Here is a 17,975-nt window from a genome sequence, read left to right on the forward strand (position 1 = left end):
AACCTTTCACCCCCATTTAGCGTCTAAATGAATAGCCAGGCCACAGGGCAACCCAAAACTTGGGTTGTTCTTCTTTTGAGCGGGTATGGTATAGACAGAGAAAAAAGAACTGTAAAAGGGGAGAGAAGCCATTGGCTCAGTCAGCACCGAATCGGTCACGAGGAAACGGCGGCAAGCCGCCTCGCCAGCGGCGCCGCGGCAAAGTCGCGCTCGTCTGGTTCATCTGTATCGCCGTTCTGGCGGTTCTCGCCGCGGCGGTCGCTTACTTACTCGTCATTTTAAACGGAGAACGCGTTCTATCGGCCAATCTCAACAAGCTCGATCTCGACCGCTCGACGATCGTAGCGGATGCCGAAGGCAAGCAAATCGCCAAGATCTCGATCGCGGGCGGCAACCGCGAGTACGTGCAGTACAAGGATATTCCGCAGGCCGTGCGCGACGCGTTCGTAGCGGTCGAGGATAAAAGGTTCTACGAGCACGGCGGCGTCGATCTGTTCGGCATCGGCCGGGCGCTCGCCAAGGACGTCGTGGCGCGCAGCATGGTCGAGGGGGCCAGCACGATCACGCAGCAGCTCGCGCGCAATCTGTTCCTGAACGCGGACAAGACGTGGTTCCGCAAAGGCACGGAGGCTTCGATCGCCTTGGCGCTCGAACGCCATAAGACCAAAGAAGAAATACTCGAGCTCTACCTGAACCGGATCTACTTCGGCAACGGACAATACGGCATCAAGACCGCCGCGAAGTTTTACTTCGGCGTCGGCGATCTCGATCAGCTGAAGACGTGGCAGATCGCCACGCTGGCCGCCATTCCGAAGGGACCGAGCGTTTATAATCCATACAAGCATCCGGACAACTCCATGGAGCGCCGCGCCGTCGTCCTGCGCCTCATGACGGACCAGGGGCTCATTACCGAAGAAGAGCGGGCGGCCGCGGCCGCGATCGTCTACAAGCCGACGATGGCGATGACGAATACGAGCAAGTTCGCCAGCTACACGGACTATGCGATCGACGAAGCGCTGGAGAAGCTGGGCCTGTCCGAGGAAGAACTGCTGTCCGGCGGCTATACGATCTATACGACGATCGATACGCAGGCGCAGACTGCGGCGGAGAGCGCCTTTTCCGATGATGACAACTTCGAGGAAAGCAAGGACGACATATCGATCCAGGGCGCCATGGTCATCATGGACCAGCACGACGGCTCGCTGAAGGCGATGGTCGGCGGACGGGATTACCAGAAGAGCGGACTGAACCGCGTCGAGAGCCGCCGCCAGCCTGGCTCCTCGTTCAAGCCGATCGTCTCCTATGGGCCGGCGCTGGAGACCGGCGATTATACCCCGGATTCTACGCTGCGGGACGACAAGGTCTGTTACAACAACGGCAAATATTGCCCGAAGGATTCGAACAAAAACCCTTATGTGGGTGCCATCGCGATGAAGGACGCGATCAAGGGCTCGATCAATCAGCCGGCCGTATGGCTGCTCAACGAGATCGGCGTGTCGACGGGCGTCAAGTTCGCCGGCAAGCTCGGCATCGAGCTGGATAAGGATGACCGCAACCTCGCGATCGCCCTCGGCGGTCTGACTCGCGGCGTGACGCCGGTCGAGATGGTTCGCGCTTACGGCGCCTTCGCCAACGGCGGGCAGCTGCAGGACGCGCACGCCGTCCTCAAGATCACGGACGCGGCCGGCAAGACGGTGTATTCGTTCAAGGAACCGAAGGATAATCAGGTGATGAAGCCGATGACTTCCTACTACGTAACCGAGATCATGAAGGGCGTCGTCAGCGGCGGCACCGGAACGAAGGCGCAGATTAGCGGCAGGACCGTGGCCGGCAAGACGGGCACGACGCAGCTCGGTCTCAAAGGCGCGAGCTCGAGCGGCAACCGCGACGTCTGGTTCGTCGGCTTTACGCCCGAATATACGGCCGCTGTCTGGATGGGCTACGACAAGACGGATACGACTCACTATGTCAGGAACAGCAGCGGCCAAGCGGCGGCGATGTTTTCTAGAGTGATGAAAAAGGCGCTGGAGGGCAAGGAAAAGCTTGCATTCCCCGTTCCGCAGCAAGCGGAGGAGCAGCCGACGCCGACGCGGACGCCGGATTCTCAGGCGATCGCCGATCTGAGCGGCGTATACGACAGCCAACAGGTCGCCGTCGCGCTGAACTGGAGCGCGGTGCCCGGAGACGACATCACCTACAAGATCTATCGCCAGGCTTCCGGCGAGAACGGATTCAAGTTATTGGTGGAATCCGTGACGCCGTCGGCCGAGGACCTGTCGATTTTGCCGGATACGACTTACACGTATTACGTGAAGCCGTACGACGCGAAGGCAGGGACGGAGGGCGCCGAATCCAATAGAGTCGCCGTAGAAGTGACGTCCGAGCTAGAGGAAACGCCGACGCCGACGCCGACCGCAACGCCGACGCCGACCGATTCGGCCGAACCGACCGACGGGCTGCCGCCGGATAACCCGGACGGCGGCGACGGCGACCAAGGCGAGCAGACGCCGGACGACGGACAGCAGGGCCCGACGGACTCGGTCCCGCCTGACCAGACGCCGACCCCAACGCCGACTTCCCCGCCCGAAGCTACGGATTCGACGGGGCCGGTCGCCAGAGCGACGGCTTCTCCGTCCATGCTGCCTACGCCTACGCCTGCCGACGCAGCCGGGGGCAAGAAGAACGACAATAAGAAAAAAGACAAGGACGGCGCGCAGGCCGCCGTTACAGGCGAGCAGACATCAGCGCCATAAGGATAGCCAGACAAGCGCCGCCGCGCTTGTCTTTTTTTCGTTTATTGTTCAAAATAGGTTCATTGCAGACAGAGTTAACGGGAGGAAACCGCGATGAATTGCAAATGGGTGACCGAGAGAAGCGAACTGGAGAGCTGCCTGGCCGTTCGCATGGAAGTATTCGTGAAGGAGCAAGGCGTACCGCCGGAAGAGGAAGTCGACGAATACGATGCTTCGCCGGCTGCGTGCAGACACTTTCTCGCGACCGACGAAGGCGTTGCGGTCGGAGCCGCCCGGTGGAAAACCTATGAACCGGGTGTCGCCAAGCTGCAGCGTATCGCCGTAAAGCTGTCGTACAGGGGCCGGTCGGTCGGACGGCTGCTCGTGCGGACGATGGAGCAGGATGCCGCGGCGCTCGGGTACCGATCGGTCATTCTCGACGCGCAGTGCAGCGCGGAGGCTTTTTACGCCAAGCTCGGGTACGCGACGATCTCGGACGAGCCCTTCTACGACGCGGGCATTCTGCACGTGCGGATGAGCAAGCATCTGAGCTGATTTCCCCTTAACTGGTTCGGGAAGGCAAGTTGTGGTAAGCTTTGTGTAAACCTGATTATCGTGAACGAGAGAGGATTTATGAAGCGAAAATTTTCCGACCGGGCCAACTGGCGCCGTATCCTAAAAAAAAATTACGCCTGCATTCCCATGGACGAGCCGTATTTCCGCGGGTTCGTGACGCTCTATCGGATTCAGGACTTGCGGGACCCGCTCTGGAAAGAGTACAACGGCAAGCGGATGTGCCTCGCCGACAAGGGTTATCTGTGGACGCAGCATTATCCGCGGGGTGAACATTTCGTCGTCACGACGATGTTCGATCAGCGCGGCCAGGTCGTGCAGTGGTATATCGACATTTGCAAGACGCAAGGCTTGACCGACCAGCAGGTGCCTTGGTTCGACGATCTGTATCTGGATATCGTCGTCCTGCCTACGGGAGAGACGCTGCTGCTGGACGAAGACGAGCTGGAGGAGGCGCTGGACGACGGCCACATCACCCAGCGCGACTCGGCCATGGCCCACCGGACCGCGCAGCGCCTGCTGTCGCTGATTCGGCAGAAGAAGTTTCCTTATTTCGAAATGAGTCTGAAGCACCGCAAGCTGTTCCTTGAACGCCTCGGCTGGGAGAACGGAACGCCGTGAGCGCAGGGGCGAACCGCGAAGCGGCGTCGCAGGCCCTCCGCTCGCGCCGCAAGCCGATCCGGATCGCGGCGTTCGCGGCTTGCGCCGGAATGCTCGCGATCCTGCTCTGGTGCGCGAGTCTTTTTATCGTGATCGGGAGATTCGAGGGCAGTCCCTCCGCCGGGCTTCCCGCGCGCTCGGAAGTCGGCATCGTCCTCGGCGCGTCGCTCTGGGATAACAAGCCCAGTCCCGGGCTTCGCGAGCGTCTCGACCAAGCCTTGTCGTTGTACCGTGCCGACGTATTCGACCGGTTCATCGTGACGGGCGGACTGGATGCCGGCGGCGCCGTTCTGACCGAAGCGGAGGGGATGCGCGACTATCTCCGGCAGCAGGGCGTACCCGCTTCAGCCATATACATAGAGCCAATGGCGACCAGCACGTACGAGAACCTGAAGTTCTCGCGGACGATCATGGAATCTCACGGTTGGCGCACGGCGGTGATCGTCACGCACCAATATCACGGCTCGCGGTCGCTCGACATCGCCGAAGCGCTGGATTACGAGCGTCCCCAGGTGAGCGTCACGGATTCTAAGGTCATGAATATGGCTTACCACAGGTCCCGAGAGGTGCTGGCTTACACCAAGTGGCTGCTTCAGAAGTGGCTGTGAGGCGCCGGCGGATCCTTCCGTTGCATGATGCCTGGCCGGACCGAATAGACTGATAGTGCGGCGTACGTGCCGACTTTCCGTCTGCGGGGTGTAGCCTGTCATGAATGCTAGAGCGCAGGGCGAGCGGGATAGCGCCGCCGCGGCGAGGCCCGCCAGACAGATCAACGTAGTGCTGCGCAGCCAGGAGGCGGCGCCGGCCACAGCCGCAGGCAATCCCGAGGCGCTGACTTCGGCCCGCGGCCTTCCGTCTTCGGGCCCTTGGGCCATGTGGCAGCAGGAGCTGGAGCGCATGGTCGGCCTAGACAACGTGAAGGAGCTCGTCTACGAGATCTACGCGCTGCTGCAGATCGCCCAATATCGCGGAGATGCGGGGCTTCATAGCCAGTCGCATGTATACCATATGATTTTTAGAGGCAATCCGGGCACCGGCAAGACGACCGTCGCCCGTCTGCTCGCCAAGCTGTTCCAGAGCATGGGTCTGCTGACCAAGGGACATCTGGTCGAGGTCGAACGGGCCGACCTGGTCGGCGAGTACATCGGGCATACCGCGCAGAAGACGAGGGATCTCGTCAAGAAGGCGCTGGGCGGCGTCCTGTTCGTGGACGAAGCCTACAGCCTCGCGAGAGGCGGCGAAAAGGATTTCGGCAAAGAAGCGATCGACACGCTCGTCAAGGCGATGGAGGACCATCGCAATCAATTCGTGCTGATCCTGGCGGGTTATCCGATGGAGATCGACATGTTCATGATGACGAACCCGGGGCTGCCTTCCCGATTTCCGATCCAGATGGATTTTCCCGACTTCACGGTGGATCAGCTGCTGCAGATCGCCGAAGGCATGGCGAGGGAGCGGGATTACGTTCTGCTGCCCCAGACCGTCGCCAAGCTCAAGCATAACGTGGTCCAGGAAAAAGACGGCGCGACGCATCCGTTCAGCAACGCGCGATACGTGCGGAACATGCTCGAGCGGGCGATCCGCAACCAGGCGGTACGGCTTCTTCAGCAGTATCCCTCCGCTTCTCCGTCCAGGCAGGAGCTCGTCGGCATCCGTCCGGAGGATCTGAAGCCGCTGCCGGCCCCCGGTGCCGCGGCGGGTCCTGCGTACGGCTGGGGCTTCAATTAGAGTCGCGTCTTGCGGGTATAGTATATGGAGACGAATCGAAGCACTGGAGGCAGCCGAACGATGAAACCTAACTCTTATGATACCGGGGCCGACCAAGGCGAGCGCGCGCTGCTCGTCAGTCTGGTCACCGATGCCGTGCGCCAATCGGGAGCGGATCCGGAGCATTCGATGGATGAACTGGCGAACCTGGCGGACACGGCGGGCGTCGAGGTCGTCGGACGCATGATGCAGAACCGGGACGTGCCGGACACGAGATGGTTCGTGGGTAAAGGCAAAGCCCAGGAGCTGAAGGCGCGAATCGCCGAAGAAGGCGTCTCGACGGCGATCTTCGACCAGGAGCTGTCCGGCGTGCAAGTGCGTAATCTCGAAGAGGAGCTTGACGTCAAGATCATCGACCGCACGCAGCTCATCCTCGACATTTTCGCCGGCAGGGCGAAGACCAGAGAGGGGATCCTGCAGGTGGAGCTGGCGCAGCTCTCGTACCTGCTGCCCCGACTCTCGGGCCAGGGCAAGAATCTGTCCCGGCTCGGCGGCGGCATCGGGACGCGCGGGCCGGGCGAGACGAAGCTCGAGACCGACCGCCGGCATATCCGGGGCCGGATCTCCGAGCTGAAACGGCAGATCGAAGGCTTGACGGCGCATCGCAAGCTGCACCGGGAGCGACGCAAGAAAAACGGCGTCGTGCAGGTCGCGCTCGTCGGCTATACGAACGCGGGCAAGTCAACGCTGCTTCGGCAGCTCACGAGCGCCGACGTGCTCGCTGAGAACAGGCTGTTCGCCACGCTGGATCCGACCTCGCGCGCGCTCGAACTGCCCAGCGGCAAGGAAGTGCTGCTCACCGATACGGTAGGTTTTATCCAGAACCTGCCGCACGATCTGGTGGCCGCGTTCCGGGCGACGCTCGAGGAAGTGAACGAAGCGGACCTGCTGCTGCATGTCGTGGACGCTTCCTCCCCGATGCGGGACCGGCAGCGGACCGTCGTGGAAGAGGTGCTGGCGGAACTCGGCGCGGGCGGACAACCCACCATGCTCGTCTATAACAAGATCGACGAATGTCCGCCATCCGCGATCGGGCTGCTCGCCGGGGGGCCGGATGCGCTGCGGGTCAGCGCGTTCAGCGACCGGGACATGGAGACGCTCGTCGCGCGTATCGAGGACAAGCTGCTCGGCGACGTGCGGACGCTGTCGCTCCCCGCCGAACGCGGCGAACTGGCAGCGCTCGCTTACCGCGTAGGCGAGGTGCTGGAGCAGGGGACGGACGAGGACCGGCTGATGCTGAAGTTGCGGATCAATCCGGCGGACCTGGAGAAGCATGGACGTCCGCTTGAGGACTTTTTTGTAGAAAACATGAATTCGGTATAATCGTCGGAGAGAGAACCGGATCGGGAATGGGAGCAGGAAGCGATCATGGCAAATGACGGCAATCAGGAGACGGATCTGGAATGGCGGCGTCTGGCCGACCGCGCTGAGACGCTCGCGGCCGGACGGTTCGCGGAGACGGACCGCATCGGGGAGCGCAACAACTGGAAAGTCATCCGCGCATTCCGCAAGCATAAAGTGAGCGATTACCACTTCGCGTCCTCCACGGGATACGGCTACAACGACAGAGGACGCGAAGTGCTGGATCTTGTGTATGCGGATGTGTTCGGAGCGGAGGCCGCGCTGGTGCGGCCTCATTTTGCGTCCGGCACGCATACGATCTCTACGGCGCTGTTCGGGGTGCTGCGTCCAGGCGACGAGCTGTTGTTCGTGACCGGCGAGCCGTACGATACGCTGCGCAAGGTCGTGGGCAAGCCGGGGGACGGCATAGGGTCGCTCGCCGACTGGGGCATTAAGGCGAAGTCGATACCGCTGCTTGCGGACGGGGGCGTGGACTTCGAAGCGGTGGCGGCGGCCGTGACGCCTCGTACGCGGGTATTCGCCATTCAGCGTTCCCGCGGCTACGAATGGCGATCCTCGTTCACGATCGACCGCATCGCGGAGATGGTCCGCCGCTTGAGGAATATTCGGCCGGACGCGGTTATTTTCGCGGACAACTGTTACGGCGAGTTCACCGAGGATCGCGAGCCATGCGAGGTTGGCGTGGATCTGATCGCGGGTTCGCTCATAAAAAATCCGGGAGGCGGGCTAGCCGCGAGCGGCGGTTATATCGCCGGCAAGCAAGCGCTTGTGGACCAGGCGGCCTACCGTATGACCGCGCCAGGCATCGGGGCGGAGGTCGGCGCGATGCTCGGCACGACGCGATCGATCTACCAGGGGCTGTTTCTGGCGCCGCTGCTCGTGTCCCAGGCGGTGCGGGGCAGCATTTTCGCAGCTGCGGTGTTCGAACAACTCGGCTTCGAGACCAAGCCCGGCTGGGACGAGCCCCGCACCGATCTGATCCAGGCCATCGCCTTCGGCGCCGAAGCCCCGCTCATCGCCTTCGTTCAAGCGGTGCAGCGGGCCGCGGCGGTGGACGCGCACGTCGTGCCCGAACCGTGGGACATGCCCGGCTACGAGCATCCGGTCATTATGGCGGCGGGCACCTTCATCCAAGGCGGCAGTCTGGAACTGTCCGCGGACGCGCCGATCCGCGAGCCCTACATTGCTTATATGCAAGGCGGCTTGACCTATGCGCACGTGAAGCTGGCGGTGCGCGAGGCCTGGGAGACGCTGCGGAACCGCGGCATGCTCGGCGGCATGTCAGTATGACGGGATCGATTCCGGACCATCTTAGCGCCGCGTATGCTCATTGGAATTAAACCTTACATTCCTTGACACGTTTTGCGGCCCGGGCTACAATGATAGTGGTTGCAAAATTCCGCGCCCAGATGGAAGGTTGATACGAAAATGGCTGGCGACGAAATTCGCAGAAATATGGCGTTGTTCCCGATTGGCATTGTCATGAAGCTGACCGATCTGACCGCCCGGCAGATACGATATTACGAACAACATGAACTCATTCAGCCTGCGCGGACGGCCGGCAATCAGCGTCTGTTCTCGTTCAACGATGTCGAGCGCCTGCTCGAGATCAAGGCATTGATCGAGAAGGGCGTCAATATCGCAGGCATCAAGCAAGTGATGAACCCGGTGGGAGAAGACGCGGACGACGCGACGATCATCAACGAGCTGTCCGAGGTTAAACGCCGCGAGATGAGCGAATCCCAGCTGCATCGCATGCTTAAGCAGCAGATCATGTCCGGCAACAAGCGGCCGGGCCAGGTATCTCTCATTCAAGGCGAGCTGTCGCGGTTCTACAAGAACAAGTAGCTACACCTATAACGATCACTCTAGGAGGCTGTCATGAGCTACACGCGCGAGGATATCATTCGGATCGCCAAGGAAGAGAACGTGCGCTTCATCCGCCTGCAATTCACCGATCTCATGGGCATCATTAAAAACGTAGAAATTCCCGTGAGCCAGCTGACGAAGGCGCTGGACAACAAGATGATGTTCGACGGCTCCTCCATCGAGGGCTACGTACGCATCGAGGAATCCGACATGTATCTGTATCCGGACCTCGACACCTGGGTCGTCTTCCCGTGGGTGACGGAAGACCGCGTCGCCCGTCTCATCTGCGACATCTACATGCCAGACGGCACGCCGTTCGCGGGCGATCCGCGCGGCATCCTGAAGCGTGCGCTCGAGGAGGCGCAAGAGCTGGGCTTCACGTCGTTCAACGTCGGACCGGAGCCGGAGTTCTTCCTGTTCCAGACGGACGAGAAGGGCAATCCGACGACCGAGCTCAACGATCAGGGCGGCTACTTCGACCTCGCGCCGACCGATCTCGGCGAGAACTGCCGCCGCGATATCGTGCTGATGCTCGAGGAGATGGGCTTCGAGATCGAAGCGTCTCACCATGAGGTCGCGCCGGGCCAGCATGAGATCGACTTCAAATACGCCGACGCCATCAAGGCCGCCGACCAGATCCAGACGTTCAAGCTCGTCGTGAAGACGATCGCCCGCAAGCACGGGTTGCACGCGACGTTCATGCCAAAGCCGCTGTACGGCATGAACGGTTCGGGCATGCACTGCCACCAGTCGCTGTTCAAGGGCTCGGAGAACGCGTTCTACGACGCGAACGACCGTCTGGGCCTCAGCACCGTCGCGCGCCACTATATGGCCGGCATTCTGCAGCACGCGCGCGGCATGGCCGCCATTACCAATCCGACGGTCAACTCGTTCAAGCGGCTCGTCCCCGGCTATGAAGCGCCTTGTTACGTAGCTTGGTCTGCCAGCAACCGCAGCCCGATGATCCGAATTCCCGCATCGCGCGGTCTCAGCACGCGCGTCGAAGTCCGCAACCCGGACCCGGCCGCCAATCCGTACCTTGCCCTCGCGGTCATGCTGAAGTCCGGTCTTGACGGCATCCGCAACAAGACGGCGCTGCCGGCTCCGGTCGACCGCAACATTTACGTCATGAGCGAGGAAGAGCGGATCGACGCGGGCATTCCGAGCCTGCCGCTCAACCTGCGCGAAGCGCTCTCCGAGATGCTGCGCGACGAGGTCGTCTGCGATGCGCTGGGCGATCACGCGCTGACCCACTTCTATGAGATGAAGGAAATCGAATACGATATCTACCGTACCCAGGTCCATCAATGGGAACGCGATCAGTATTTGACGACATACTAAAATCAAACAGCGGCTGGCTCTTCATTGAAGAGCCAGCCGCTTTCATTGTAGTCGCTTGTATCGTTCTATAAGCAGGCCTGCAAAAACATAAGAAGCCCCAGTGCCGCATTAGCGGTCCTGAGGCTTCTTTGCATGGCCGGATATGTCCCCGGTATAGCGAATGGCTGGGTCAACGGATGCTGCGGATCAATCCGATGACTTTGCCGAGAATGCTCACGTTGTTCAAACGCAGCGGCTCCATCGTGCTATTCTCCGGTTGGAGGCGGATATGGTCGCGTTCCTTATAGAACGTCTTAACGGTCGCCTCGTCTTCTTCGGTCATGGCGACGACGATATCGCCGTTGGTAGCGGTCTGCTGCTGGCGCACGATCACGTAATCGCCGCTATGTATACCGGCGTCGATCATGCTGTCGCCCCTGACGGAGAGCATGAATACCGTCTGCTCGCCGACCATCTGGGCGGGAAGCGGAAAGTACTCCTCGATGTTCTCGGTTGCGGTGATCGGCACGCCTGCGGTAACTTTGCCCACGAGCGGAACGGGGCGTACGGACTGCGCGAACTGTATGACGGGATCCTGCTCGCCGTCCGTGATCTCGATCGCGCGGGGCTTGGTCGGGTCGCGCCGGATGAGGCCTTTCTTCTCCAGGCGGTCCAGATGGCCGTGCACGGTGGAGCTCGACGCGAGTCCGACGGCCTCGCCGATCTCGCGGACGGAAGGCGGATAGCCCTTATCCTTGACTTCGTTCTTAATGAATTCCAATATGGCGGATTGGCGGTTGGACATCTTGGACACCTCGAGGCCCTCCTAGTGACTTAAGAGTTCATATGACAAATTATAACACAGAACCGGAGTTCGTACAAACATTCGTTCTTAGAGAACTTGTGTTCGCAAAACCATTGACTCAAACATATGTTCGTGATATTCTCATATCAGAACAAACGTTTGGGGTGGATGAGATGGTACAAGTTCAGCTTATCGGTTCGGAGCGGGTTTCTCTGCAGTCTCGCGTGCATTCGGTCAACGCATATACATATAGGAAGAGCGATGAGGCACGTTCCTCGCAGACGCCTGCCTCCAAGCGGAGTAGGACACGGGCGCGTACGTCGAATTCGCTGCGATCGTTTAAGCTTTTACGGCTTCTGATCATACCGCTGGTCGCGCTGCTGCTGTACGCGGGATTGTCGATGTTCCGCGCCTCCGCCGAGCCGGAGACCGTTCGTCCTGCCACGGCAGTCGAGTCGGTCATGACTGTCGACAGCGGAGATACATTGTGGTCGATTGCCCAAGACGTTAAGCCCGAGGGCATGAAGACGGGGACGGCCGTCCATCTGATCATGAAGCGCAATGGACTGGACGCCTCCGCGCTCAGTTCCGGCCAGCGTTTGATTCTTCCGGCCAAGCTGTCGTTACGTGGAGATGCGCAATAAGAACGAATGTTCGTCATTGACTTATCGTCGCATTCATTCCTTTTAGCGAATAAACTGTCGTTGACAGACCGATGCATATCGGTCTTTTTGCTTTGCGCTCGCCTTGACATTGCTCTTGTTATCATGTCAAATTAGAAGAGGCAACTCGGGAGGTGACCTAATGGAATTTGACAAGCTGATCGCGCGGATCAATGAGCTCGCCCATAAACATAAAACGACGGGGTTAAGCGAAGAAGAGACCGTCGAGCGGCAGAAGCTGCGCGAGGTCTATTTGAATAATTTCAAGCGAAACTTTAAGCAGCAGCTCGATCAGATCGAGTGGACGGACGAACCTCCAGCCGGTACGATCAAGCATTGACCGGTCCATGGCCACCAATCGCTATCTTACGATTATTAAGATCAACGTATTCCAGATCTTCTCAAGCGGCATCGCGGCAAGCCGGCTCTAAGGCCGGCTTTGTCTATACATAGGAGGGTGTTTCAGTGTCACGTTCATGGGAACGCGCGGTACAGCGCAATTCAAAGCAAATCAACAAACGCCGCAAAAAGGAAGGCAAGCAAAGCTTGTCCGCTCCGGCCGCTCAGATCGACAGATTCAAGGGCCGAAGCATTATCATGCCGTTTACGCTCGTGCTTTTGATCGTGTTTTATATTTTGCTGTTTAAGCCATGGGCCGCCGACTTCGCGCAGAGCGCAGGCATGTTCTGGGCGACGGTCGGATGTTACGTGCTGCTGGCCGTGTTTTACTTCCTGCGCCGCCCCTATCTGGCCGTATCGAAGGACAGGCTGGAGACGCGCAAGTTCGCAGGCTACAAGACGCTGAAGCCGCTCGAGATCCGCAAGATCGTGCAGATGCCCGGCTATGTCATCATCGAGACCGTCAAGGGCGGCAACTGGGTATTCTCCAAGCTGATGAACCGCTATCCGTTGGACGCTATGTCCGCGCGGCTTAAGGACTTCGCGAGCCTGCACCAGATCGAGTGGGAGACGCGCGCCAAATAAACGTCATGCGGCGCAATAGAGGTTAGCGGCATTAAAGATCTGACTGAAAGATATCCTTATATAGAAGAAACGCGTACGGGAGAGATGGCGGGAATGCACATTCAAGCGGTTATGTTCGATCTGGACGATACATTGCTGTGGGACGACCGCAGCGTCAAACAAGCTTTTGAAGCGACCTGCGAGCAAGCCTCCAAGGATGCCGGCGTCGATGCGGCCGCGCTGGAAGAAGCGGTTCGCAGAGAGGCGAGGGCGCTGTACGAGACATACGAGACGTTCGCGTTTACGCAAATGATCGGAATCAACCCGTTTGAAGGATTGTGGGGGAACTTCACGGCGGGCGAGCATGAGATGTTCCGCAAAATGGAGAAGATCGTGCCCGACTATCGCAGAGAGGCCTGGACGCGCGGACTGGCTGCGCTTGGCGTAGACGATCCTGCGCTCGGCGCCAAGCTCGCGGAGCAATTCCCCGCTCACCGCCGTAAGCTGCCGCTGGCGTACGAGGAGACCTTCGCGGTACTCGACGAACTCCGCGGCAAGTACAAGCTCCTGCTGCTCACCAACGGCTCGCCCGACCTGCAGGAGGAAAAGCTCGCCATGACGCCGGAGCTGATCCCCTATTTCGACGAGATCGTCATCTCCGGTCAATTCGGGGAAGGCAAGCCGTCGCCCCGGCTGTTCGCGCATGCGCTGGAACGACTCGGACTTGAGGCCGACGCCTGCGTCATGGTAGGAGACAAGCTGACGACCGACATCAAGGGCGCTAACGGCGTAGGCATGATCTCGATCTGGATCAATCGCCATGGCGCCGTTCGCGGCGACGAGATCGTGCCGAGCTACGAGATCGCCAGTCTGAGCGAGCTGCAGCCGCTGTTAAGCAAGCTGTCGGCCGAATAAAAAAAGCGCCGGTTCCCTCGCGAGAAGGAACGGCGCTTTTTTGCCGTATAGAACGCTGATTTACTTGACGAATGCAGGGTCTTCGTAAGGATGCGCGATCCAGCCTTCGGTCTCGATGAACAGGCGGACGGCCACGACCTTCTTGGACTCGGTCAAGGTGAAGAAGTGAACGCTGCCTTCCGGTACGGAGATGACGTCGCCGGCGGTGAGGATGACGTCGAAGTAGCCTGTCGCCTCATCGCCGCGGATGATGAAGATGCCTTCGCCCGCCGTGATCGCGCGCACTTCGTCCTCGGTGTGCGTATGGATCTGCTCGAACTTCTTCAGCAGTTCTTCGATATTCGGCGTTGACTCGGACAGCACGACGATATCCCAGGTCTTGTAGCCGCGGCGCGACGCGAGATCGCGGATCTCGGCGTCGAAGGTCGAGAGGATCTCGGATTTGTCGTCGGCGGACAGTTCGAAGTTCTCCTGCAGGCGCTCCGGCAGCTTGGTCGGATTCCAGTGCTCGTAGAGCACGCCTTGCTTATCCAGGAACGAACGAACGTTATCCTCGCCTTCGATCAGCTCGTTGGTATTGCGAACGCGAACTTTAGCCACTTTTATTCCTTCTTTCCCACTAGGAATTTAATTATTTGTTGATTAAATTATAATCGCTGATCGGCCTTTTGTCGACATATCCCAACCTGATCTTTTCGTGAATTAAACATTCTGCTACTATAGAGGTTAATGATTTTACCCACGAAGTTACCCGGAAAAGGATGATACGTCTAAATATGACTTTAACCGATAAGAAACCCCCATTGCAAGAGCTGCTGCAGAAGCGGATCCTGATCCTGGACGGCGCCATGGGCACGATGATTCAACAGGCGGATCTAACGGCCGCGGACTTCGGCGGCGAAGAGCTGGAGGGCTGCAACGAAATGCTCGTGTTGACGCGTCCCGACGTCATCCGCGGCATTCACGAGCAGTATCTGGCTGCGGGGTCCGATATCATTGAGACGAATACGTTCGGGTCTACTGCCGTCGTGCTCGCGGAGTACGACATTCCGGAGAAGGCGCGGGAGATCAACCTTGCCGCCGCCAGGCTGGCCCGCGAAGCCTGCGACAAGTATTCGACGCCTGACAAGCCCAGGTACGCGGCGGGAGCGCTCGGTCCGACGACCAAGACGCTGTCGGTGACCGGCGGAGTTACCTTCGACCAGCTCGTCGAAGATTACCGTGAGCAGGTCGTCGCGCTTATGGAGGGCGGTGTCGACGCGATACTAATCGAGACTTGTCAGGACACCCTGAACGTCAAGGCGGCGAGCATCGGCGTGCGGGAGGCGTTCGCGCAGGCGGGTCGGAAGCTGCCGATCATGATCAGCGGCACGATCGAACCGATGGGCACGACGCTGGCCGGCCAGAATATCGAGTCCTTCTACGTATCGCTCGAGCATCTCGAGCCGATCTCGTTCGGCCTGAACTGCGCGACCGGTCCGGAGTTCATGCGGGACCACATCCGCACGCTGTCGGCGATCGCGAAGTCCGGCGTCAGCTGCTATCCGAACGCTGGCCTCCCCGACGAGAACGGACATTACCACGAATCGCCCGAATCGCTGGCCCGCAAGCTCCGCGGCTTCGCCGAGCAGGGCTGGCTGAACATCGCAGGCGGCTGCTGCGGCACGACGCCCGCGCACATCAAGGCGATGTCGGACGCGCTGGCCGACGTGCCGCCGCGCCGCGCGGAAGGCGAGCATCCGCCGGCCGTATCCGGGATCGAGACGGTATACATCGAGAGCGAGAATCGCCCCTATATGGTTGGCGAGCGCACGAACGTGCTCGGCTCCCGGAAGTTCAAGCGGCTGATCGCGGAGGGCAAGTACGAGGAAGCGTCGGAGATCGCCCGCGCCCAGGTCAAGAGCGGCGCGCACGTCATCGACGTCTGTCTGCAGGATCCGGACCGCGACGAGACCGAGGACATGAAGAAGTTCCTGGACTTCGTGACGAAGAAGGTCAAGGCGCCGCTAATGGTCGACACGACAGACCCGGCCGTCATCGACATGTCGCTGAAGTACATCCAGGGCAAGACATTAATTAACTCCATTAACCTTGAAGACGGCGAGGAGAAATTCGAGAAGGTCGTGCCGATCCTCCATAAATACGGCGCGGCCGTCGTCGTGGGCACGATCGACGAGCGCGGCCAGGCAATCACGCGGGAGGACAAGCTCGAGGTCGCGATCCGTTCCCGCGATCTGCTCGTGAACAAGTACGGTCTTCAGGCCGAGGACTTGATCTTCGACGCGCTCGTATTCCCGGTCGGCACGGGCGACGAGCAGTATATCGGCTCCGCCAAGGAGACGATCGAGGGCATCCGTCTGATCAAGGAGAAGCTCCCGAAGTGCCAGACCATCCTCGGCGTCAGCAATATTTCCTTCGGTCTGCCGGAGGCGGGCCGCGAGGTGCTGAACTCCGTATTTCTCTACGAATGCACGAAGGCGGGACTCGACTACGCGATCGTCAACACCGAGAAGCTGGAGCGCTACGCCTCCATCCCGGAGCATGAGCGCAGGCTCGCGGAAGAGCTGCTCTACAATACCAACGATAGCACGCTGGCCGAGTTCGTCGCCGCTTTCCGCGACAAGAAGGTCGAAAAGAAAATCAAAACCGAAAACCTGCCGCTCGAAGAACGTCTATCCGGGTATGTCGTCGAAGGAAGCAAAGAGGGGCTGCATGCCGATCTCGACGAAGCCCTGAAGAAGTACGGGCCGCTCGAAATCATCAACGGTCCACTGATGGCGGGCATGTCGGAGGTCGGCCGTCTGTTCAACAACAACGAGCTGATCGTTGCCGAGGTGCTCCAGAGCGCGGAGGTCATGAAGGCTTCCGTCGCCCATCTGGAGCCGCATATGGAAAAGGCGGATTCTGCCGTGAAGGGCAAAATCATGCTGGCGACGGTCAAAGGCGACGTGCACGATATCGGCAAAAACCTGGTCGAGATCATTCTGTCCAACAACGGCTACAAGATCGTGAACCTTGGCATCAAGGTGCCGCCGGATCAGCTGATCGCTGCCTACCGCGAGGAGAAACCTGACGCGATCGGCCTGTCCGGCCTCCTCGTCAAGTCGGCGCAGCAGATGGTGCTGACCGCGCAGGATCTCAAGAGCGCGGGGATCGACGCGCCGATCCTCGTCGGGGGCGCGGCGCTGACGCGCAAATTCACCAAGACCCGGATCGCTCCCGAATACGACGGCGTCGTGCTCTATGCGAAGGATGCGATGGACGGTCTCGACATCGCGAACAAGCTGAGCGATCCCGCCCAGCGCGCCGCGATCGAGCAAGAGCACCGTACGGCGCTCGCCACGCTCGAACGCGAGGAGGAGAAGCCTGCGTTGCCCGCGCCGACGCGCGCGCGCAGCGCCAGCGTATCGCCGGACGCGCCGGTATTCGCGCCGCCAGACTACGATCGCCATGTGCTGCGCGACTATCCGCTGACGCACGTACTACCGTACGTGAACCTGCAGATGCTGATGGGCCATCACCTCGGACTCAAGGGCAACGTCGAAGAGCTGCTCAGGACGGGTGACGAGCGAACGGCGCAGCTCAAGGATACGATCGACGGCATCATGGCGGATGCGCAGGACAAGGGGTGGCTCAAGCCGCAGGCGATGTACCGCTTTTTCCCGGCGCAGGGCGACGGCAACGATGTTCTGATCTATGATCCGGCCGACCGCAAGACGGTGATCAAGAAGTTCACCTTCCCGCGGCAAGCGGTAGAACCGTTCCTGTGTCTCGCGGATTTTCTCAAGCCCGTGGACAGCGGCGTGATGGATACCGTAGGATTCCTCGTGGTGACGGCGGGTAACGGCACGCGCGAACAGGCGGAGCAGTGGAAGGAAAGCGGCGATTATCTACGCTCCCATGCGCTGCTCGCGACCGCGCTCGAGGTAGCCGAAGGCATGGCGGAGCGGGTGCATCAGATCATGCGCGACAACTGGGGCTTCCCGGATCCGGCCGACATGACGATGAAGCAGCGCTTCGGCGCGCGATATCAGGGAATCCGCGTATCGTTCGGCTATCCGGCCTGCCCGGATCTGGAAGATCAAGGTCCGCTGTTCGAGCTGATGAAGCCGGAGGACATCGGCGTGCATCTGACCGAGGGCTTCATGATGGAGCCCGAAGCGTCGGTATCCGCGATGGTGTTCGCGCATCCGGACGCCAGGTATTTTAACGTGGACAAGGCTTGAAGTAAGCGGCGGCAGCGAGGCTGTCCCGGCGAGCATTTCGCTGGGCGGCCTCTTGTTTTTCTTCGTTACACCGAGGAAATACAAAATAGTTTCCCGGGAAAGCGCAGGATGCGACACTGAG

Annotated in this window: 16 protein-coding genes; 14 read left to right on the forward strand and 2 right to left on the reverse strand. The window is 60.1% G+C overall.

The features are described 5' to 3' along the window. Positions 1-131 precede the first annotated feature (131 nt). The 9 genes from PQG80_RS16250 to glnA all read left to right on the forward strand — a co-directional run bounded on the left by PQG80_RS16250 (position 132) and on the right by glnA (position 10,304). Positions 132-2,753 carry a transglycosylase domain-containing protein gene (locus tag PQG80_RS16250; RefSeq protein WP_271752453.1) on the forward strand — a complete coding sequence of 874 codons (2,622 nt, stop codon included), beginning with the start codon at positions 132-134 and terminating at the stop codon, positions 2,751-2,753. A gap of 93 nt (positions 2,754-2,846) precedes the next feature. Next, positions 2,847-3,287: a GNAT family N-acetyltransferase gene (locus PQG80_RS16255; protein WP_271752454.1), complete on the forward strand. Its 441-nt coding sequence runs from the start codon at positions 2,847-2,849 to the stop codon at positions 3,285-3,287. A gap of 78 nt (positions 3,288-3,365) precedes the next feature. Then, positions 3,366-3,926: a ribonuclease FAU-1 family protein gene (locus PQG80_RS16260; RefSeq protein WP_271752455.1), complete on the forward strand. Its 561-nt coding sequence runs from the start codon at positions 3,366-3,368 to the stop codon at positions 3,924-3,926. Further along, positions 3,923-4,573: a YdcF family protein gene (locus PQG80_RS16265; protein WP_271752456.1), complete on the forward strand. Its 651-nt coding sequence runs from the start codon at positions 3,923-3,925 to the stop codon at positions 4,571-4,573. Before PQG80_RS16260 ends, PQG80_RS16265 begins: the two co-directional genes overlap by 4 nt. Positions 4,574-4,673: 100 nt before the next feature. Then, positions 4,674-5,693 carry an AAA family ATPase gene (locus PQG80_RS16270; protein ID WP_271752457.1) on the forward strand — a complete coding sequence of 340 codons (1,020 nt, stop codon included), beginning with the start codon at positions 4,674-4,676 and terminating at the stop codon, positions 5,691-5,693. A gap of 60 nt (positions 5,694-5,753) precedes the next feature. Next, the gene (gene hflX / locus PQG80_RS16275) at positions 5,754-7,055 is read left to right on the forward strand and encodes a GTPase HflX (RefSeq protein ID WP_271752458.1); all 1,302 of its coding nucleotides are present in this window, start codon (positions 5,754-5,756) and stop codon (positions 7,053-7,055) included. Positions 7,056-7,100: 45 nt separating this feature from the next. Beyond that, entirely contained in the window at positions 7,101-8,384 is a 1,284-nt protein-coding gene (locus tag PQG80_RS16280) for a methionine gamma-lyase family protein (protein WP_271752459.1), read from the forward strand. A 138-nt stretch (positions 8,385-8,522) separates the two neighbouring features. Next, on the forward strand, positions 8,523-8,942 hold the full coding sequence (locus PQG80_RS16285; protein WP_271752460.1) for a MerR family transcriptional regulator: 420 nt from the start codon (positions 8,523-8,525) through the stop codon (positions 8,940-8,942). 33 nt (positions 8,943-8,975) lie between these two features. Beyond that, a complete protein-coding gene (gene glnA, locus PQG80_RS16290; RefSeq protein WP_271752461.1) occupies positions 8,976-10,304 on the forward strand; it encodes a type I glutamate--ammonia ligase in 1,329 nt (442 codons plus the stop codon). Between the two features lie 169 nt (positions 10,305-10,473). On the opposite strand, the gene lexA is transcribed toward glnA, so the two are convergent. Beyond that, a complete protein-coding gene (gene lexA / locus PQG80_RS16295) occupies positions 10,474-11,097 on the reverse strand; it encodes a transcriptional repressor LexA (RefSeq protein ID WP_271752462.1) in 624 nt (207 codons plus the stop codon). A 164-nt stretch (positions 11,098-11,261) separates the two neighbouring features. Here lexA and PQG80_RS16300 point away from each other — a divergent pair, with 164 nt between their 5' ends. The 4 genes from PQG80_RS16300 (at position 11,262) to PQG80_RS16315 (ending at position 13,628) form a co-directional block, all read left to right on the forward strand. Beyond that, entirely contained in the window at positions 11,262-11,732 is a 471-nt protein-coding gene (locus PQG80_RS16300) for a LysM peptidoglycan-binding domain-containing protein (protein WP_271752463.1), read from the forward strand. 160 nt (positions 11,733-11,892) lie between these two features. Beyond that, on the forward strand, positions 11,893-12,090 hold the full coding sequence (locus tag PQG80_RS16305) for a DUF896 domain-containing protein (protein WP_271752464.1): 198 nt from the start codon (positions 11,893-11,895) through the stop codon (positions 12,088-12,090). Between the two features lie 125 nt (positions 12,091-12,215). Beyond that, entirely contained in the window at positions 12,216-12,734 is a 519-nt protein-coding gene (locus tag PQG80_RS16310) for a hypothetical protein (RefSeq protein WP_271752465.1), read from the forward strand. A 93-nt stretch (positions 12,735-12,827) separates the two neighbouring features. Then, positions 12,828-13,628, forward strand: a complete 801-nt coding sequence (locus PQG80_RS16315; protein WP_271752467.1) for an HAD family hydrolase — start codon at positions 12,828-12,830, stop codon at positions 13,626-13,628. Positions 13,629-13,688: 60 nt separating this feature from the next. Here PQG80_RS16315 and PQG80_RS16320 read toward each other — a convergent pair whose 3' ends face one another. Beyond that, the gene (locus PQG80_RS16320) at positions 13,689-14,228 is read right to left on the reverse strand and encodes a cupin domain-containing protein (RefSeq protein WP_271752469.1); all 540 of its coding nucleotides are present in this window, start codon (positions 14,226-14,228) and stop codon (positions 13,689-13,691) included. 176 nt (positions 14,229-14,404) lie between these two features. Here PQG80_RS16320 and metH point away from each other — a divergent pair, with 176 nt between their 5' ends. Next, the gene (gene metH / locus PQG80_RS16325) at positions 14,405-17,854 is read left to right on the forward strand and encodes a methionine synthase (protein ID WP_271752471.1); all 3,450 of its coding nucleotides are present in this window, start codon (positions 14,405-14,407) and stop codon (positions 17,852-17,854) included. The last annotated feature ends 121 nt before the right edge of the window (positions 17,855-17,975 follow it).

Origin of the sequence: Cohnella rhizoplanae (assembly GCF_948329515.1) — a bacterium.
GTDB lineage: Bacteria > Bacillota > Bacilli > Paenibacillales > Paenibacillaceae > Cohnella > Cohnella rhizoplanae.